The sequence below is a fragment of the Streptomyces sp. NPDC060205 genome (assembly GCF_042728395.1).
Lineage (GTDB): Bacteria > Actinomycetota > Actinomycetes > Streptomycetales > Streptomycetaceae > Streptomyces.
Genome location: NZ_JBHWZP010000006.1, coordinates 54,878 through 72,881 on the forward strand (window position 1 = coordinate 54,878; position 18,004 = coordinate 72,881).

Genomic DNA, 18,004 nt, shown 5'->3' on the forward strand with positions numbered 1-18,004 from the left:
CGACCGATGGCGTCCGTCACTGCGCCACCGGAGCCTTCGTCACGCGGCCACCGGAACCTCCGTCGCCGCGCCGTTCGTCGCCGGCGCCAGCGCCAGCTCCAGGACCTGGCGGACGTCCGTCACCGCGTGGACGTCGAGCTTCTCCAGGACCTCGGCCGGTACGTCGTCCAGGTCGGCCTCGTTGCGCTTCGGGATGATCACCGTGGTGACCCCCGCCCGGTGCGCGGCGAGCAGCTTCTGCTTGACGCCGCCGATCGGCAGCACCCGCCCGGTGAGCGAGACCTCACCGGTCATGGCCACGTCGGTGCGGACCAGCCGGCCCGACAGGAGCGAGGCCAGTGCCGTCGTCATCGTGACACCCGCGCTCGGGCCGTCCTTCGGGACCGCGCCCGCCGGGAAGTGGATGTGCACGCCCCGGTCCTTGAGGTCGGCGACGGGCAGTTCCAGTTCGGCGCCGTGGGAGCGCAGGAAGGAGAGCGCGATCTGTGCCGACTCCTTCATCACGTCGCCCAGCTGACCGGTGAGGGTCAGGCCCGCCGCGCCCGTCTCCGGGTCGGCCAGGGACGCCTCGACGAAGAGGACGTCGCCGCCGGCGCCGGTGACCGCGAGACCGGTCGCCACGCCGGGCACCGCGGTACGGCGCTCGGCCGGGTCCTGGGCGGACTCGGGCACGTGGTGCGGCCGGCCGATCAGCGCGCGCAGATCGTCCGCGCCGACCGTGAACGGCAGCTTCCGCTCGCCGAGTTCGTGCTGCGCCGCGATCTTGCGGAGCAGCCGTGCGACGGACCGCTCCAGGTTCCGTACGCCCGCCTCGCGGGTGTACTCGCCGGCCAGCCTGCGCAGCGCGCTCTCGTCGAGGGTGACCTCGGCGCTCTCCAGACCGGCCCGCTCCAGCTGGCGCGGGAGCAGGTGGTCGCGGGCGATGACGACCTTCTCGTCCTCGGTGTACCCGTCGAGCCGCACCAGTTCCATGCGGTCGAGCAGCGCCTCCGGGATGGCCTCCAGCACGTTGGCGGTGGCCAGGAAGACGACGTCGCTCAGGTCCAGCTCGACCTCCAGGTAGTGGTCCCGGAAGGTGTGGTTCTGGGCCGGGTCGAGGACTTCGAGGAGGGCCGCCGCCGGGTCGCCCCGGAAGTCGGAGCCCACCTTGTCGATCTCGTCGAGCAGGACCACCGGGTTCATGGACCCGGCCTCCCTGATCGCCCGTACGATCCGGCCGGGCAGCGCGCCGACGTACGTACGCCGGTGGCCGCGGATCTCCGCCTCGTCCCGTACGCCGCCGAGGGCGACACGGACGAACTTGCGGCCCATGGCGTGTGCGACGGACTCGCCGAGCGAGGTCTTGCCGACGCCGGGAGGCCCGACGAGTGCGAGCACGGCGCCACCACGACGCCCGCCCACGACACCGAGACCCCGGTCATTACGGCGCTTGCGGACCGCCAGGTACTCGGTGATCCGCTCCTTCACGTCCTCCAGGCCCGCGTGCTCGGCGTCCAGGACCGTCTTGGCGCCCTGGATGTCGTACTCGTCCTGGGTGCGCTCGTTCCACGGGAGTTCCAGCACGGTGTCGAGCCAGGTGCGGATCCAGGAGCCCTCGGGCGACTGGTCGCTGGAGCGCTCCAGCTTCTCGACCTCCTTGAGCGCGGCCTCACGGACCTTCTCGGGGAGGTCGGCGGCCTCAACGCGGGCCCGGTAGTCGTCGGACTCCTCGCCCTCGGCCTCGCCGTTCAGCTCGCGCAGCTCCTTGCGCACGGCCTCCAGCTGCCGCCGCAGCAGGAACTCACGCTGCTGCTTGTCCACACCTTCCTGTACGTCCTTGGCGATGGACTCGGCGACATCCTGCTCGGCGAGGTGCTCGCGCAGCTGCTCGGTGGCCAGCTTCAGCCGGGCCACCGGGTCGGAGGTCTCCAGGAGCTCGACCTTCTGGGCGGTCGTCAGGAACGGCGAGTAGCCGGAGTTGTCGGCGAGCGCGGACACGTCGTCGATCTGCTGGACGCGGTCCACGACCTGCCAGGCGGCCCGCTTCTTCAGCCAGTTCGTGGCCAGCGCCTTGTACTCCTTGACCAGCTCGGTCACGGAACCGGGCAGCGGGTCGGGCACGGTCTCCTCGACCTGTGTGCCCTCCACCCACAGGGCCGCTCCCGGCCCGGTCGTACCGGCGCCGACCCGCACCCGTCCGCGACCGCGGATCAGGGCACCGGGGTCACCGTCGGCGAGGCGTCCCACCTGCTCGACGGTGCCGAGCACCCCCGTGTTCGCGTACGTGCCGTCGATGCGCGGAACAAGAAGCACCCTCGGCTTGCTGGCACCGGTGGAGCGGGCGGCAGCCTGGGCGGCCTCCACCGCCGCGCGTACATCGGCGTCGTTCAGGTCCAGGGGCACCACCATGCCGGGCAGCACGACCTCGTCGTCGAGCGGCAGCACGGGCAGAGTGAGCGGTTCGGACGTCAAAGTCATGATCTCCCCTTCGGCATTCAAGTTGAGCTATGCCGACTCAATGCACGTGAGCCTCTGATTGTTCCCCTACCGCTGTTCGCTGTGAGCGATCGCTTGCGGGAAGCGGTCCCGGTGCGCGCGCCGGACCCACGGCCAGGTGGCGACCCCGACGGCCAGGGCCAGCAGGTGGCCCCAGTCCGTCAGGGGGTCGGTGAAGGCCGCCAGGCCCTGGCCTACCAGCCAGGCGGACACCGCCAGGAGGAGCAGGCGGGGCCACCGCGGCAAAAGCCCGGCCAGTGCGCCGGCGCTCGCCGCGACACCGAAGCTGATGCCGTAGTCGTAGCGGTGGAGGGAGCTGTCGGGGAGGTGCCCGGCGAGGACCGAGAGGCCGACGGGTATCTCGGTGGCCAGCGTCGCCACGACGTGCCCGAGCAGGAAGACACCCGCCGTGCGCAAACCGCCGATGCGCCGCTCCAGCGCGGTGAGCACGAGGAGGAAGCCGATCGCGAACACCGGGGAGATTCCGCCGGCTACCCACAGCGCGCTGGCGATCAGCACGGGTACGGGCGCCTCCGCGAGGTGCGCCACGTCTGTGCTGGCGCCCTGGAGCACGCGGCTCACCAGGTGGGGGGCCGCGTACTCGGTGAAGAGCGAGGTCAGGAGGAGGAGTACGGCGTACCCGAAGGTGAAGGGGGTGGCGGTGGGGGTGGGCAGCGGCCACCCCCACCGGCGGGGACGCGGCGCCTGGGCCGGCGGCGGGTCCGGATTTGGGTGCGGGCCCGGTGGGGGGTCCGGCGGCGGGTCCGGATTTGGGTGCGGGTCCGGTGGGGGCTTGTCGCGCAGTTCCCCGCGCCCCTTACAGGGGCTTGAGGAGGCGGGCGGTTCGGGAGGGCGTTCCACCGTCGGGGGCTCCTTCCGTTCCGCCCGGGTCCCAGCGTGCTCCAGGGGAACCGGGGACGCCACCGCGGGCCGGAGCCGGCCGGCGCGGCGAAAATCGGCTGCCCGGCCGGGGGCGGCTTGCCAGGATGGGGGCATGACCGCGTACGACGCCCCGCACGGCAGCCCCCAAGTCATCGACCGCCGCGAGGGACCGTACGGCGAGGTCGTGCTGCGCCGCCACGGCGAGCTGCTGCAGATCATCGCCAACGGCTGCTTCCTCATGGACACCTCCGACGGCCGCTCGGAAAGACTGCTGGTCGACGCCGCGCTCGGCGCGCTGGACGGGCGCCCCGCGCCCACGGTCCTGATCGGCGGCCTCGGCGTCGGCTTCTCCCTCGCCCACGCGGCGGCCGACCCCCGCTGGGGCCGTATCACCGTCGCCGAACGGGAGCGGGCCATCATCGACTGGCACCGCTCCGGGCCCCTCTCCGAGCTGTCGGCCGCCGCGCTCGCGGATCCGCGCACCGAGATCATCGAGGTCGATCTCGTCGCGCACGTCCATGAGACATCCGACACGTACGACGTCCTGTGCCTCGACATCGACAACGGACCCGAGTGGACCGTCACTGAGGGCAACGAGAGCCTGTACTCACGGGCCGGACTCGCCGCGTGCGCACGGGTGTTGAGGCAGGACGGGGTACTCGCTGTTTGGTCGGCCAAACCTTCGCCTGATTTCGCAAGAACCTTGCGGAATGCCGGGTTCCGACACGTGCGTACCGAAGAGATCCCCGTTGCCCGGGGCGTTCCGGACGTGGTGCATCTCGCGGTAAGACCTGGATAGCCGAGCGACGGTCACTGCCCGTACCCTGCTGCTCTGACGCCGATCATTCAAGCGTCAAGCGCAGTCATGGAATCACCCCACTGGTTCCGGAAAGCACACTCAGGGGCGGGCGATGGAGCAGACACACACCTCGCACAACGGCACGGCGGCCACGCCGGGCGCTCAGCGCCGGGTGCTGGTGGTCGAGGACGATCCGACGATCGTCGACGCCATCGCCGCCCGGCTTCGCGCCGAGGGGTTCCTCGTGCAAACAGCGGGTGACGGACCGGCCGCCGTCGACACGGCCGAGGCATGGCAGCCCGACCTGCTGATCCTCGACATCATGCTGCCGGGCTTCGACGGCCTGGAGGTCTGCCGCCGGGTCCAGGCGGCCCGTCCGGTACCGGTGATGATGCTCACCGCCCGCGACGACGAGACGGACATGCTGGTCGGCCTCGGCGTGGGCGCCGACGACTACATGACGAAGCCGTTCTCGATGCGCGAGCTGGCCGCGCGTGTGCACGTACTGTTGCGCCGCGTGGAGCGGGCCGCACTGGCCGCGTCCACCCCGCGCTCCGGCATCCTGCGCCTCGGCGAGCTGGAGATCGACCACGCCCAGCGGCGGGTCCGGGTGCGCGCCGACGACGTACATCTGACGCCCACCGAGTTCGACCTGCTGGTCTGCCTGGCGAACACGCCCCGCGCGGTCCTCTCGCGCGAGCAGCTGCTGGCCGAGGTCTGGGACTGGGCGGACGCCTCCGGCACGCGGACCGTGGACAGCCACATCAAGGCGCTGCGCCGGAAGATCGGCGCGGAGCGGATCCGTACGGTGCACGGCGTGGGCTACGCGCTGGAGACCCCGACACCCTAGAGTCGGGCACCCTGACCGAGGGGGCGTATGTGAAGAGGGGTCGCGGTGTACTGCGCAGGCGCGTCAAGGCGGGCGCGGGGCTGATCTCCGGCACCGGTTCCGGCACGGGTTCCGGCCAGGCCTCCGGGGCGGGTTCCGCTGCGATGCCTGGTGCGACGCCCGGCGCAGGACCTGTTTCCGGCGCGAGTCCGGCACCGGGTCCCGGTCCGGCTGTCGGCGCGGGCGGCTTCCCGGTCACGCGCCCGACGCCGGGTTCGGCCCCGGGCGCCGGTGGAACGTCGGGAACGGTCTCCGGCACCACGTCCGACGCGAGCGCGGGCCCCGGTCCGCATGCCGCTCCGGGTACCGGATCCGGCTCCGGTTCGGGATCGTGGGGTGACATGCGCCCCTTCTCCATCAAGACCAAGCTGGGCACGCTGGTCGTCGTCGCCGTCTTCATCACCACCGGTCTGCTGATGATCGCGGTGCGCACCGAGACGGAACTGCGCTTCATCACGGTCTTCTCGATGATCGCGACCCTGCTGATCACCCAGTTCGTGGCGCACTCGATCACCGCTCCGCTGGACGAGATGAACACCGTCGCGCGGGGCATCTCGCACGGCGACTACACCCGCCGGGTCAGGGGCGCCGACCGCCGCGACGAGCTGGGCGACCTGGCCCAGACGATCAACCGCATGGCCGACGACCTGGAGGCCCAGGAGCGGCAGCGCAAGGAGCTCGTGGCGAACGTCTCGCACGAGCTGCGCACCCCCATCGCGGGCCTGCGGGCGGTCCTGGAGAACGTGGTGGACGGTGTCTCCGCCGCCGACCCCGAGACGATGCGCACGGCCCTGAAGCAGACGGAGCGGCTCGGCCGGCTGGTGGAGACGCTGCTCGACCTCTCCCGCCTGGACAACGGCGTCGTACCGCTGCGCAAGCGCCGTTTCGAGGTGTGGCCGTACCTGTCGGGCGTGCTGAAGGAGGCCAACATGGTGGCCTCCGCGCGCGCGGGCATCGCCTCAGGATCCGGCAGCCACACACGTACGGACGTCCATCTGCACCTCGACGTGTCGCCGCCCGAGCTGACCGCGCACGCGGACCCGGAGCGGATCCACCAGGTCGTCGCCAACCTCATCGACAACGCGGTCAAGCACAGCCCGCCGCACGGCCGGGTCACGGTGAAGGCCCGGCGCGGCGACGGCCCCGAGTCCCTGGACCTCGAAGTCCTGGACGAGGGCCCCGGCATCCCGCGCTCGGAGTGGCACCGGGTCTTCGAGCGGTTCAACCGCGGCGGCGTCGTCGCGCCGCACGGCCCGGGCAGCGACGGCGGTACGGGGCTGGGGCTCGCGATCGCCCGCTGGGCGGTCGATCTGCACGGTGGCCGGATCGGCGTGGCCGAATCCCAGCGCGGTTGCCGGATCCAGGTCACTCTTCCGGGAGTGCCCTCGCCGGACAGGTTGACGTAGGGTTCGAAGCGAGAGCCCAAGATCCACGTGATGGGGCAGCAGGACACGTGTCATCGTGCGTTCCCGGCACGGAGGTTCGGCCTTCCGAGGTCGCAGCCCTGAGCAGGTGCGCCCATTTCACATCGGAACCTCGCTTGTTTCCCGCCATTTCCAACGCCGAAACACGCTTTTCGATGTGACTTACGCGACGATGACCAGGCCCGGACTGACCTAGCCGGTCCGGGGGGCGTAGCCTTTATTCCCGCTGTCCATCACCTTGTGAAGCGGAAGAGGGCGGTTGCCGCCGTGTCGCCACAGTCCCCCAGTAACTCATCGAGCGTCTCGACCGAGGACCAAGCCGGGAAGAACCCTGCTGCCGCCTTCGGCCCGAACGAGTGGCTCGTCGACGAGATCTATCAGCAGTACCTCCAGGACCCGAATTCGGTAGACCGAGCCTGGTGGGACTTCTTCGCCGACTACAAGCCCGGCGGCGCGGCCGCCTCGGCTCCGGCGGGTACCGCGGCCGCGGGGGCCGCGGGAACCACCACCGCGTCCAAGACGGCTCCGGCCGCTCCTGCCGCGCCCCAGGCCCAGGCCGCTCCGGCCCAGGCTCCGGCTCAGGCCGCGCCGGCCCCGGCCGCCCAGGCCCAGGCCGCACCGGCCGCCGCGAAGCCCGCGGCTGCCGCACCGGCCAAGGCTCCGGCTCCGGCCGCCGCCCCGGCGAAGCCCGCCGCGGCCAAGCCGGCCGCCGCCAAGGCAGCGCCCGCCACGGAGGCCCCCCAGGGTCCCGAGTACGTGACGCTGCGCGGCCCGAGCGCCGCGGTCGCGAAGAACATGAACGCCTCCGTCGAGGTCCCCACGGCCACGTCCGTGCGTGCGGTCCCGGTGAAGCTGCTCTTCGACAACCGCATCGTCATCAACAACCACCTGAAGCGTGCCCGGGGCGGGAAGATCTCCTTCACCCACCTCATCGGCTACGCGATGGTGCAGGCCATCAAGGCCATGCCGTCGATGAACTACTCCTTCACGGAGAAGGACGGCAAGCCGACCCTGGTCAAGCCGGAGCACGTGAACTTCGGCCTCGCCATCGACCTGGTGAAGCCCAACGGCGACCGCCAGCTGGTCGTCGCGGGCATCAAGAAGGCCGAGACGCTGAACTTCTTCGAGTTCTGGCAGGCCTACGAGGACATCGTCCGCCGGGCCCGTGACGGCAAGCTGACGATGGACGACTTCTCCGGTGTCACGGTCTCGCTGACCAACCCCGGCGGCCTCGGCACCGTCCACTCGGTCCCGCGTCTGATGCCCGGACAGTCGGTCATCATGGGCGTCGGCTCGATGGACTACCCGGCGGAGTTCCAGGGCACCTCCCAGGACACGCTGAACAAGCTCGGCATCGCCAAGGTGATGACGCTCACGTCGACCTACGACCACCGGGTCATCCAGGGCGCCGCCTCCGGCGAGTTCCTGCGGGTCGTCGCGAACTACCTGCTCGGCGAGAACGGCTTCTACGACGAGATCTTCGAGGCCCTGCGCATTCCCTACGAGCCGGTCCGCTGGCTCAAGGACATCGACGCCTCGCACGACGACGACGTCACGAAGGCCGCCCGCGTCTTCGAGCTGATCCACTCCTACCGGGTCCGCGGCCACGTCATGGCCGACACCGACCCGCTGGAGTACCGCCAGCGCAAGCACCCCGACCTGGACATCACCGAGCACGGGCTCACCCTGTGGGACCTGGAGCGTGAGTTCGCGGTCGGCGGTTTCGCGGGCAAGTCCCTGATGAAGCTGCGCGACATCCTCGGGGTGCTACGCGACTCGTACTGCCGCACCACCGGCGTCGAGTTCATGCACATCCAGGACCCGAAGCAGCGCCGCTGGATCCAGGACCGTATCGAGCGCCCGCACTCCAAGCCGGAGCGCGAGGAGCAGCTGCGCATCCTGCGCCGGCTGAACGCGGCGGAAGCGTTCGAGACCTTCCTGCAGACGAAGTACGTCGGCCAGAAGCGCTTCTCCCTGGAGGGCGGCGAGTCCGTCATCCCGCTGCTCGACGCGGTGCTCGACTCCGCCGCCGAGTCGCGTCTTGACGAGGTCGTCATCGGCATGGCCCACCGCGGCCGCCTGAACGTCCTGGCGAACATCGTCGGCAAGTCGTACGCGCAGATCTTCCGGGAGTTCGAGGGCAACCTCGACCCGAAGTCGATGCACGGCTCCGGCGACGTCAAGTACCACCTGGGCGCCGAAGGTGTCTTCACGGGCCTGGACGGCGAGCAGATCAGGGTCTCGCTGGCCGCCAACCCCTCGCACCTGGAGGCGGTCGACCCGATCCTTGAGGGCATCGCCCGCGCCAAGCAGGACATCATCAACAAGGGCGGCACGGACTTCACGGTCCTGCCGGTCGCCCTGCACGGTGACGCGGCCTTCGCGGGCCAGGGTGTCGTGGCCGAGACCCTGAACATGTCGCAGCTGCGCGGCTACCGCACCGGCGGCACGGTCCACGTGGTCATCAACAACCAGGTCGGCTTCACCGCGGCCCCGGAGTCCTCGCGTTCGTCCATGTACGCCACGGACGTGGCCCGCATGATCGAGGCGCCGATCTTCCACGTGAACGGCGACGACCCCGAGGCCGTCGTCCGCGTCGCGCGGCTGGCGTTCGAGTTCCGGCAGGCGTTCAACAAGGACGTCGTCATCGACCTCATCTGCTACCGCCGCCGCGGTCACAACGAGTCGGACAACCCGGCCTTCACCCAGCCGCTGATGTACGACCTGATCGACAAGAAGCGCTCGGTGCGCAAGCTCTACACCGAGTCCCTCATCGGTCGCGGCGACATCACCCTGGAAGAGGCCGAGCAGGCGCTGCAGGACTACCAGGGCCAGCTGGAGAAGGTCTTCACGGAGGTCCGTGAGGCCGCGTCCGCGCCCGGCGAGGCGCACGCCCCCGACGTGAAGCCCGAGTTCCCGGTCGCGGTCACCACGGCCGTCTCCCAGGAGGTCGTCAAGCGGATCGCCGAGTCCCAGGTCAACATCCCCGAGCGCGTCACCGTCCACCCGCGTCTGCTGCCCCAGCTGCAGCGCCGCGCGGCGATGGTCGAGGACGGCACGATCGACTGGGGCATGGGCGAGACGCTCGCGATCGGCTCCCTGCTCCTGGAGGGCACCCCGGTGCGCCTCTCGGGCCAGGACTCCCGCCGCGGCACGTTCGGCCAGCGCCACGCGGTCCTGATCGACCGGGAGACGGCCGAGGACTTCACGCCTCTGCAGTACCTCTCCGAGGACCAGGCCCGCTACAACTGCTACGACTCGCTGCTCAGCGAGTACGCGGCGATGGGCTTCGAGTACGGCTACTCGCTGGCGCGTCCCGAGTCCCTCGTGATGTGGGAGGCGCAGTTCGGCGACTTCGTCAACGGCGCCCAGACGGTCGTGGACGAGTTCATCTCGTCGGCGGAGCAGAAGTGGGGCCAGACGTCCGGCGTCACCCTGCTCCTCCCGCACGGTTACGAGGGCCAGGGCCCGGACCACTCGTCCGCGCGCCCGGAGCGCTTCCTCCAGATGTGCGCGCAGAACAACATGACGGTCGCCATGCCGACGCTCCCGTCGAACTACTTCCACCTCCTGCGGTGGCAGGTGCACAACCCGCACCACAAGCCGCTGGTGGTCTTCACCCCGAAGTCGATGCTGCGCCTCAAGGCGGCCGCGTCGAAGGCGGAGGAGTTCACGACGGGCGGCTTCCGCCCCGTCATCGGCGACGACGCGGTGGACCCGGCCGCGGTCAAGAAGGTCGTCTTCACGGCCGGCAAGGTCTACTACGACCTCGACGCCGAGCGTCAGAAGCGCGGCATCACGGACACGGCCGTCATCCGCATCGAGCGCCTGTACCCCCTTCCGGGTGCCGAGCTCCAGGCGGAGATCGCCAAGTACCCGAACGCCGAGAAGTACCTGTGGGCCCAGGAGGAGCCGGCGAACCAGGGCGCATGGCCCTTCATCGCCCTCAACCTGATCGACCACCTGGACCTGGCGGTCGGCGCGGAAGTCCCCCACGGGGAGCGCCTGCGCCGCATCTCCCGCCCGGCGGGCTCGTCCCCGGCGGTCGGCTCGGCCAAGCGCCACCAGGCGGAGCAGGAACAGCTGGTCCGCGAGGTGTTCGACGCCTGACCGGTCACGGTAAGTACTGACCGTACGAACGGAGGGCCCGCCCTTGAGCTTCGGCTCGGGGGCGGGCCTTCCGTCGTCTTTCAGCCCGTCCGGCGTTTGAGGACGAGCGCGCAGCGCGATGCGGGGGTGTGGGGGCGCAGCCCCCAGGGAGCGACAAACACACCTGTCAAGCACTGGGTTTGTCACGACAAGAGCGCGCGTCAATGGACTCGTCACTCGGCTTGTAGTCGCTGATCCACCCCGGCTCCTGCGCCGGGATGTCCGGCAACGACGTCACCACGTCGTTGATCCAGTCACTGCCCTCGACATACCGCTTCACGAACTCACGCAGCTCGATGCAGTCCGCCCGGTGCCCCTTCGGCAGCCCGATCCCGTAGTGCTGCGGGGCCCCGATGGTGACGCCGGGCACGACCCGCAGCCCCTCCTTCGCATAATGGCGCGCAAACCCGTACAGGATCATCTGGTCGGTCGAGACGGCCTGCACCTCGCCGCGCTTGAGGGCGTCGATGCAGTCGGAGGCGTCGACGAGTTCCTTGATCTCGATGCCCTCGCGCCGGAACTCCTGGAGGGTCGCCACGGAGGTGGTGCCCTCCCAGGAGCAGACGGCCTTGCCCTTGAAGTCGTTCAGCTCGTGGACCGTCGACCCGGGCCCGACCAGGAATCCCTGCCGGGTGGTGGCGTACGGGCCCACGAAGTCGATCTCCTTCATGCGCTCGGGCGTGATGGAGAACGCCGCGATCACCAGGTCGACCTCGCCCTTCTGCAACGCCGGGATACGCCCCTCCGAGGACACGTTGGACGGCGAGGCGGACTTGATGCCCAGCCCCTCCTTGATCTGCTCGAACACCAGCTGGTCGAGGCCCGACCTGCGGTAGTTCTCCTCGTAGGAGATACCGGGCAGGTCGTTGTGCATGCCGACGCTGATGCGCTCCTTGCCCAGGAACGTGTCGTCCCGCTCGTCCGAGCCCGAGCTGACCGCGAGCGTCAGACCGACCGCGACGATGACGCAGAACGCGGCCACAGCCACGTACACACGGGCCTTCGAGCCCACTTTCGTACTCACCCTGTACTCCCCCGTACCCCTCAGCCGTGCAGCACGGCGTCGTCGACGAACACGTTCATCCGGCAGCCGGCGTCGGTGTGGACGGTGACGGTGACGCGTATGCCGTCCCGGACCCCGCCCAGCCGCAGGTCGACGGGCCGGCCCGACCGGACGTCGTCGACGGTGCTCGGGCCGCCGCCGAGCCGCAGGGCGAGCCGGGTCTCCGGGGTGCAGGACTGCATGTCCGGGTCGGCGTCCTCGACCCGCAGGCCGAGACGCAGATGCGTACGCACCGGTCCGCCGTCCACCCCCACGACGAGCGTCTCCCCGTCGCGCAGCGGCCGGGACGGCGTGACCGTCGTCAGACCGGCGACGTCGACCTCCCCATGGCCGCGCACCTGCTCCACCCAGACCGTCCCGCCGACGGCGAGGGCGACGGACAGCGCGGAGGCGAGGGCCTGGGCCCCGGCGCGCCCCCGTATGCCGACCACCCGGACAAGGGCGATCAGCACGGCGGTACCGATCATCAGGTAGGGCCACAGGACCTGGTCGCCCGGCCCTTCGGGGGTCCTCAGCAGGGCGGCGCCGCCGAGGCCGAGGACGACGAAGAACGGCGGCCAGTTCCACACCCGCCAGCTGCGGGCGCCGTCGAGGGTGCTCTGCAGCGCGTCGCCGACGACGAGGCTGACGACGAAGTTGCCGAGCACCTGCCCGACGGCCGTGACCCAGGTGCCCTCGCCCCGCACGCTGGGGCCCTGTCCCCCCGAGGCCCCCTCACGGACGCCCTCCCGGACGCCTTCGGCGGGTTTGCTCATCTGTCACTCGTGTCACTGGTACCGCTCGAAGGATCGACGCGATCCGCCCGTTCGCCCGGGTAGGAGAGATTGAAATCCCCCTGAACCCGCCCGACGGCGACGGCATGCGGCCCGGTCGCGGTCACATGGATGTCTCCGCCCGGCCACAGCGCGGCGGTCTTCGCCACCCATCCCTCAAGGGCGGGCGCGCTCAGATCACCACCCGCGAGCCAGTGCCCGACGGCCGCTTCCAGCACCTCGCGCTCGGCACCGGACAACCGCGCGAGAACGTCTCCCGCCCCGGCCTCACCCTCCTGCCGCCCCTCCCGCCCAAGAACCGCGTCCAGGAACGTACGACCGTCCTGTACGACGCTCTCGGCGAGCCGGTCCCGGACGGTCACGAGCACGGCCGTCCCCATCGAGGCGGCCGCGGCGCTCAGGTAGGGAGCCAGCTGACCGGCAGCCGTCATCAGTTCGGACATCTCACCGCTCCGTCTCGCGCCGCTCGGCAGCACCAGAACCGCACGACTGAACAAGGATGAACAGGCTTTCGGGAAAGGGGAGTTACCCATTCTGCGCCAGATGCACACCTTAGTCACGGGATCGTCCCGCCGAGGGGCATCGACCGGTTTCGTAGGCTGTGCGCAGGACAACGACCGGGTACGCACGCAGGAGAGCAATCACCATGTACTTCACCGACCGCGGCATCGAGGAACTTGAGAAGCGGCGCGGCGAGGAAGAGGTCACTTTCGAGTGGCTCGCCGAGCAACTGCGCACATTCGTGGACCTCAACCCGGACTTCGAGGTCCCGGTAGAACGCCTGGCAACATGGCTGGCCCGCCTGGACGACGAGACCGAGGACGACGAGTAGCCCTCTTCTCATTACTGGCCCGCCCGCCATCCCCGCAGCCCGTCGGGCGGCCCCACAGCCCCCAGCCCGTCCGGCGTTTGAGGACGAGCGCGTAGCGCGATTGGGGGGCGAGGGGGCGCAGCCCCCATGCGTGGACGGGAACGGGAAGGGGCGGCGGGGGCGAAAAACACCCGGTCGCGACATGACGGGAGCCCCCACCGCGCCACACAGGGCCAAATTATCCGCATTTAACGCCATCTCAACGCCACGGTTCACCAGAACGAGCACCTTGACTTCCCGGATCCGCGATATATCGTGTTCATCAGGAGACGCGATATGGCGCGTCCCCCCTCACACCCACCCCCACCCGAGGAGGTCAGCACCATGTCCGAGTGGTCCGTCACAGAGCCAAGGAAGCTCACATTCGACGAACCGGTGACGACCCTCCACGTACGCATCGCCAACGGCACGGTGAACGTGGTGGGGACCGACGAGGGCCCGGCCCACCTGGAGGTCTCCTCCACAGAGGGCCCACCCCTGATGGTCACCCAGGACAACGGCACCCTGACGGTCGCGTACGAGGACCTGCCCTGGAAGGGCTTCCTCAAGTGGCTCGACCGCAAGAGCTGGCGCCGCACCGCGGTGGTCTCCCTGGCCGTCCCCGCCCGCACCCGCGTCGAGGTGGGCGTCATCGGCGCCACCGCCATGATCTCCGGCATCGACGGCCGCGCGGTGGTGAAGGGCATCTCCGGCGACACCACCCTCGTGGGCCTCTCGGGCCCGGTCCGCGCGGACACGGTGTCGGGGAACGTGGAGGTCCAGGCCCTCACCGGCGACCTCCGGCTCAACTCCATCTCGGGCGACCTGACCGTCATCGAGGGCTCCAGCCCCTCCGTGCGGGTCGACTCGATCAGCGGCTCCGTGATCGTCGACCTGGACCCGGCAGGCCGGTCCAGTGACATCCGGCTGACCAGCATCTCGGGGGAGATCGCCGTCCGCCTGCCGCATCCGGCGGACGCGGTGGTCGAGGTGGACTCGGCGAGCGGCACGGTCTCCAGCGCCTTCGAGGACCTGCGGATAGACGGCCAGTGGGGCGCCAAGAAGATCACCGGCAGGCTCGGCGCGGGGAACGGCCGCCTGAAGGCGACCACGGTCTCCGGTTCGATCGCACTGTTGCGCAGGCCCCTGGCGGAGGACGAGCCGTGGGACGAGGAAGTGGATTTCGAGAAGAGGACAGACGTCGGGGAGGATGACCCACGGGACGCGGCTCCCACCCCACCCGGAACGGGACCCGCGTCCGGGACGCCCGCGCCGGCCACCCTCTCCACCCCGGCGGAACACTCAGCAGCCGACGCCGCCGACGTCTCCACCGCCACCGACGGATCACCCGACGGCCCGACCCACGAGAAGGGGCTCTGACATGGCTCCCGTCTTTGCCCATGGCCGCCTGCGGCTCTACCTGCTCAAGCTGCTCGACGAGGCACCACGCCACGGTTACGAAGTGATCCGCCTCCTGGAGGAGCGCTTCCAGGGGCTGTACGCGCCGTCGGCGGGCACCGTCTATCCCCGGCTGGCCAAGCTGGAGGCCGAGGGCCTGGTCACCCACACCACCGAGGGCGGCCGGAAGGTGTACGCGATCACGGACGCCGGCCGCGCCGAGCTGGCCGACCGCAGCGGCGAACTGGCCGACCTGGAGCTGGAGATCCGCGAATCGGTCGCCGAGCTGGCCGCGGAGATCCGTGCCGACGTGCGCGGCGCCGCGGGAGATCTGCGCCGCGAGATGCGGGCCGCGGCGAGCGAGGCCCGGCGGGGTTCCACGGGAGCCGGTGCCAAGGCGCACGGCGGGCACGCGGGCGCGGGCGGCGACTTCACGGACCTCGGGGACAAGGAGGCCTGGCGCGCCGCCAAGGAGGAGATGCGCCGCGTCAAGCAGGAGTGGAAGGAGCAGGCCCGGCGCGCCAAGGACGAGAGCCGGCGGGCCCGCGAGGAGGCCACGCGGGCCCGGCACCAGGCCAAGGAGGCCCAGGAGCGGGTGCGGGCGCAGGCCCAGGAGGAGCTCCAGCGCATCGCCAAGCGCGTCCAGGACCAGGTGCAGGACCACTTCACGCGGGGCGACTGGCCGACGGGGGTCCGGGAGGGCCTCACCGAGCTCGCCAAGGAGTTCGGCGATTTCGGGAAGGACTTCGGCAAGGAGTTCGGGAAGGACTTCGGTTTCGGCCGGGCGGGCGCGGGATCGGGCGCCGGGACGGAGACGAGGAAGCCCGGCCACTCCGGTCGTCCCGACTACACGGACACTCCCGAGGACTTCCCCGCCGGGTACGAACCCTCCTGGGCCCACGAGGACTCCACTGGCGATCCCACCCGGGACCTGGACCGCCTGCTGGACCGCTTCCGCGACGACATCCGCGACGCGGCCCGCGACCACGGGGTGACGGAAGAACAACTGCGCGATGCCCGCCGGCATCTGTCGTCGGCGGCGGCGCACATAGGTGCGGTGCTGCGGGCGCCCAAGGGCTGAGCAAGGGGCGCGGGGCAAAGGGCGCGGGTCAAGGGCTGAGCGAGGGGCAGCGGACGAGGCGGAGGCGGTCCAGGGGCGGGCCGCCTCGCCCCCCGCCCCTCCTGGCCCCACCCCCTCAGCCCGCCTTCGCCTCTCCCCCGCCGTACAGCACGCGCCGCAGTGCCACATAGGTCACGCCGAGGTCGGCCAGGACCTCGGACGGGACGCCGGGGCGGGCGGCCAGCGCGAGGAGGAGATGCTCGTCGCCGATGTGGCGGTCCCGCTCGGCGAGGGCCATGCGCAGCGACTCGGTGAGGACGTCTTTGGCACCGCGGGCGAAGGTGCGCCGCTGGCCGACGAAGCCGGCCCACCACCCCTTGCCGCGCCCACTGTCGTCGCCGGCGCCCTTCGCGTTCCCGTGAGAGCCCTCCAAGGCGCCATCCCCATGGGCCTCCTCGACACGGGAGACGATCGCCGAGACGTCGATGCCCAGCCCCGAGAGGGCGTCGGTGTCGGCACGGGAGAGGCCGCCGCGGCGGCGCGCCTCGGCCAGAGCGGCCCGGACGGACTCCCTGCGCCCTCCTAGCCCCAGCGACGTCAGGGCGAACGACGCCCGGCTGGCCTCGCGGTCGAGGAGCGCCAGCAGCAGGTGCTGTTCCTCGACCGTCTCCGCGTCCAGGCGCTCGGCATGGCCGACCGCGCCGAGGACCACCGCGCGGGCGTCCTTGGTGAACCGTTCGAACATCACTGCCTCCCGTACTTCTTGTGCACGGCCTGCCTGCTGACACCCAGTTCCGCGGCGATCTCCTGCCACGACCAGCCCTGATTGCGCGCGCTGCGCACCTGCACCGCTTCGAGCTGCTCCAGGAGCCGCCGCAACGCGGTGACGGCCCGCAGCCCGATCCGCGGATCGCGGTCGCCCGCGCGCTCGGCGAGATCCGTTGCTTCGGTCATGGTGTCAACTTAGATTGACACGTCAGGGAATGTCAACGCCAGTTGACAACTCGGAAGGAGGTGCTGTCGGGAGCCGAGCCGATGTCAGGAGGCGGTGTCGGGAGGCGGCGGTCAGGCGGCGGCGGTCAGCACTACCTTGCCGAAGAGTTCGCCGGACTCCATCCGCTCGAAGCCCTCGCGGGCTCGGTCCAGCGGGAGGACCTCGTCGATGACGGGGCGTACACCGGTGGCGGCGCAGAAGGACAGCAGGTCCTCCAGCTCGTCCTTGGTGCCCATCGTGGAGCCGACGACCTTGAGTTCGAGGAAGAAGATGCGGGTCAGTTCGGCGTGCGGGGGCCGGTCACCGCTCGTGGCACCCGAGATGACCAGGGTGCCGCCCGGCTTCAGGGACTTGACCGAGTGGGACCAGGTGGCGGCGCCGACGGTCTCGATGACGGCGTCCACGCGCTGCGGCAGGCGGGCGCCGGACTCGACGGCTTCGACGGCACCGAGTTCCAGGGCGCGCTTGCGCTTCGCCTCGTCCCGGCTGGTGGCGAAGACGCGCAGCCCCGCGGCCTTGCCGAGCGCGATGGCGGCCGTGGCGACACCGCCGCCGGCGCCCTGGACGAGAACCGAGTCGCCGGGGCGTACACCCGCGTTGGTGAAGAGCATGCGGTATGCCGTCAGCCAGGCGGTGGGCAGGCAGGCGGCCTCTTCGAAGGAGAGCTCGGCGGGCTTGGGCAGGACGTTCCAGGTGGGGACCGAGACCTGCTCCGCGAAGGTTCCCTGGTAGCGCTCGGTGAGGATGGAGCGGGGTTCCTTCGGGCCGACCCCGTGGCCCGTCTGGCCGATGACGGAGTGCAGGACGACCTCGTTGCCGTCCTCGTCGATGCCTGCGGCGTCGCAGCCGAGGATCATCGGTAGCTTGTCCTCGGCGAGGCCGACGCCGCGCAGCGACCAGAGGTCGTGATGGTTCAGGGAGGCGGCCCTGACGTTCACGGTCGTCCAGCCGGGGCGGGGCGCGGGAGCGGGGCGGTCGCCGAGCTCAAGGCCGTTCAGGGGGTGGTCGCGGTCGATACGGGCGGCGTAGGCAGCGAACATGTGCCGACCTTAGGTGGCGGGTGCGTCCGACGGAACGGGCCTCGCCTGTGAAACACATCCCTCACGGGACGTGACCCCACGCACCCTCGCCCCCACGCCCCTACGCGGTTCCCCGAGCCCCTGCGAACGCCGTCGACTTTCCCACCGTCGTGGTTGCTCGCGCCGTTCCCCGCGCCCCCAAGCAAGCGGGGCTGCGCCCCGGCTCGCC

15 protein-coding genes are annotated in these 18,004 nt (G+C 70.7%); 7 read left to right on the plus strand and 8 right to left on the minus strand.

From position 1 onward, the window contains the following. Positions 1-39: 39 nt before the first annotated feature. Both lon and ACFWGJ_RS02010 read right to left on the minus strand, forming a co-directional pair. A complete protein-coding gene (gene lon, locus ACFWGJ_RS02005) occupies positions 40-2,457 on the minus strand; it encodes an endopeptidase La (protein ID WP_387320285.1) in 2,418 nt (805 codons plus the stop codon). A gap of 66 nt (positions 2,458-2,523) precedes the next feature. After that, a complete protein-coding gene (locus ACFWGJ_RS02010) occupies positions 2,524-3,336 on the minus strand; it encodes a rhomboid-like protein (protein WP_387320287.1) in 813 nt (270 codons plus the stop codon). Between the two features lie 133 nt (positions 3,337-3,469). Between ACFWGJ_RS02010 and ACFWGJ_RS02015 the strand changes: the two genes are divergently transcribed. The 4 genes from ACFWGJ_RS02015 (at position 3,470) to ACFWGJ_RS02030 (ending at position 10,579) form a co-directional block, all read left to right on the plus strand. Continuing rightward, entirely contained in the window at positions 3,470-4,156 is a 687-nt protein-coding gene (locus ACFWGJ_RS02015) for a spermidine synthase (protein WP_387320289.1), read from the plus strand. A 112-nt stretch (positions 4,157-4,268) separates the two neighbouring features. After that, a complete protein-coding gene (locus tag ACFWGJ_RS02020) occupies positions 4,269-5,006 on the plus strand; it encodes a response regulator transcription factor (RefSeq protein ID WP_107021341.1) in 738 nt (245 codons plus the stop codon). 380 nt (positions 5,007-5,386) lie between these two features. Beyond that, complete coding sequence (locus ACFWGJ_RS02025; RefSeq protein WP_189773740.1) at positions 5,387-6,451, plus strand: HAMP domain-containing sensor histidine kinase; 1,065 nt, start codon at positions 5,387-5,389, stop codon at positions 6,449-6,451. Positions 6,452-6,736: 285 nt separating this feature from the next. Further along, positions 6,737-10,579, plus strand: a complete 3,843-nt coding sequence (locus ACFWGJ_RS02030) for a multifunctional oxoglutarate decarboxylase/oxoglutarate dehydrogenase thiamine pyrophosphate-binding subunit/dihydrolipoyllysine-residue succinyltransferase subunit (RefSeq protein ID WP_387320292.1) — start codon at positions 6,737-6,739, stop codon at positions 10,577-10,579. A gap of 166 nt (positions 10,580-10,745) precedes the next feature. Here the strand turns inward: ACFWGJ_RS02030 and ACFWGJ_RS02035 are convergent, their stop codons facing one another. The 3 genes from ACFWGJ_RS02035 to ACFWGJ_RS02045 are packed head-to-tail and all read right to left on the minus strand — an operon-like array spanning position 10,746 to position 12,897. Then, on the minus strand, positions 10,746-11,642 hold the full coding sequence (locus tag ACFWGJ_RS02035) for a transporter substrate-binding domain-containing protein (RefSeq protein WP_387320293.1): 897 nt from the start codon (positions 11,640-11,642) through the stop codon (positions 10,746-10,748). Positions 11,643-11,662: 20 nt separating this feature from the next. Continuing rightward, a complete protein-coding gene (locus tag ACFWGJ_RS02040; protein WP_387320294.1) occupies positions 11,663-12,436 on the minus strand; it encodes a hypothetical protein in 774 nt (257 codons plus the stop codon). Further along, a complete protein-coding gene (locus ACFWGJ_RS02045) occupies positions 12,433-12,897 on the minus strand; it encodes a hypothetical protein (protein WP_387320296.1) in 465 nt (154 codons plus the stop codon). Before ACFWGJ_RS02045 ends, ACFWGJ_RS02040 begins: the two co-directional genes overlap by 4 nt. A gap of 203 nt (positions 12,898-13,100) precedes the next feature. On the opposite strand from ACFWGJ_RS02045, the gene ACFWGJ_RS02050 reads away from it, so the two are divergent. The 3 genes from ACFWGJ_RS02050 to ACFWGJ_RS02060 all read left to right on the plus strand — a co-directional run bounded on the left by ACFWGJ_RS02050 (position 13,101) and on the right by ACFWGJ_RS02060 (position 15,783). Next, a complete protein-coding gene (locus tag ACFWGJ_RS02050; protein WP_387320298.1) occupies positions 13,101-13,286 on the plus strand; it encodes a DUF6104 family protein in 186 nt (61 codons plus the stop codon). Between the two features lie 363 nt (positions 13,287-13,649). After that, positions 13,650-14,684 (plus strand): DUF4097 domain-containing protein, encoded by a 1,035-nt coding sequence (locus ACFWGJ_RS02055; protein WP_387320299.1) that lies wholly within the window; start codon positions 13,650-13,652, stop codon positions 14,682-14,684. Position 14,685: 1 nt separating this feature from the next. Continuing rightward, positions 14,686-15,783: a helix-turn-helix transcriptional regulator gene (locus tag ACFWGJ_RS02060; RefSeq protein ID WP_387320301.1), complete on the plus strand. Its 1,098-nt coding sequence runs from the start codon at positions 14,686-14,688 to the stop codon at positions 15,781-15,783. Between the two features lie 115 nt (positions 15,784-15,898). Here ACFWGJ_RS02060 and ACFWGJ_RS02065 read toward each other — a convergent pair whose 3' ends face one another. The 3 genes from ACFWGJ_RS02065 to ACFWGJ_RS02075 all read right to left on the minus strand — a co-directional run bounded on the left by ACFWGJ_RS02065 (position 15,899) and on the right by ACFWGJ_RS02075 (position 17,796). Next, positions 15,899-16,507 (minus strand): Clp protease N-terminal domain-containing protein, encoded by a 609-nt coding sequence (locus ACFWGJ_RS02065; protein WP_387320302.1) that lies wholly within the window; start codon positions 16,505-16,507, stop codon positions 15,899-15,901. Further along, complete coding sequence (locus tag ACFWGJ_RS02070; RefSeq protein ID WP_107021356.1) at positions 16,507-16,716, minus strand: helix-turn-helix domain-containing protein; 210 nt, start codon at positions 16,714-16,716, stop codon at positions 16,507-16,509. Before ACFWGJ_RS02070 ends, ACFWGJ_RS02065 begins: the two co-directional genes overlap by 1 nt. A 111-nt stretch (positions 16,717-16,827) precedes the next feature. Continuing rightward, complete coding sequence (locus ACFWGJ_RS02075; protein ID WP_387320303.1) at positions 16,828-17,796, minus strand: zinc-binding dehydrogenase; 969 nt, start codon at positions 17,794-17,796, stop codon at positions 16,828-16,830. Positions 17,797-18,004 lie beyond the last annotated feature (208 nt).

What these genes read in the sequence shown, in the direction of transcription:
- ACFWGJ_RS02045 (WP_387320296.1), bottom strand. Translation starts at nt 12,897, where the DNA reads ATGTCCGAACTGATGACGGCTGCCGGTCAGCTGGCTCCCTACCTGAGC.
- lon (WP_387320285.1), bottom strand. Translation starts at nt 2,457, where the DNA reads ATGACTTTGACGTCCGAACCGCTCACTCTGCCCGTGCTGCCGCTCGAC.
- ACFWGJ_RS02075 (WP_387320303.1), bottom strand. Translation starts at nt 17,796, where the DNA reads ATGTTCGCTGCCTACGCCGCCCGTATCGACCGCGACCACCCCCTGAAC.
- ACFWGJ_RS02070 (WP_107021356.1), bottom strand. Translation starts at nt 16,716, where the DNA reads ATGACCGAAGCAACGGATCTCGCCGAGCGCGCGGGCGACCGCGATCCG.
- ACFWGJ_RS02020 (WP_107021341.1), top strand. Translation starts at nt 4,269, where the DNA reads ATGGAGCAGACACACACCTCGCACAACGGCACGGCGGCCACGCCGGGC.
- ACFWGJ_RS02060 (WP_387320301.1), top strand. Translation starts at nt 14,686, where the DNA reads ATGGCTCCCGTCTTTGCCCATGGCCGCCTGCGGCTCTACCTGCTCAAG.
- ACFWGJ_RS02025 (WP_189773740.1), top strand. Translation starts at nt 5,387, where the DNA reads ATGCGCCCCTTCTCCATCAAGACCAAGCTGGGCACGCTGGTCGTCGTC.
- ACFWGJ_RS02015 (WP_387320289.1), top strand. Translation starts at nt 3,470, where the DNA reads ATGACCGCGTACGACGCCCCGCACGGCAGCCCCCAAGTCATCGACCGC.
- ACFWGJ_RS02065 (WP_387320302.1), bottom strand. Translation starts at nt 16,507, where the DNA reads ATGTTCGAACGGTTCACCAAGGACGCCCGCGCGGTGGTCCTCGGCGCG.
- ACFWGJ_RS02040 (WP_387320294.1), bottom strand. Translation starts at nt 12,436, where the DNA reads ATGAGCAAACCCGCCGAAGGCGTCCGGGAGGGCGTCCGTGAGGGGGCC.
- ACFWGJ_RS02055 (WP_387320299.1), top strand. Translation starts at nt 13,650, where the DNA reads ATGTCCGAGTGGTCCGTCACAGAGCCAAGGAAGCTCACATTCGACGAA.
- ACFWGJ_RS02050 (WP_387320298.1), top strand. Translation starts at nt 13,101, where the DNA reads ATGTACTTCACCGACCGCGGCATCGAGGAACTTGAGAAGCGGCGCGGC.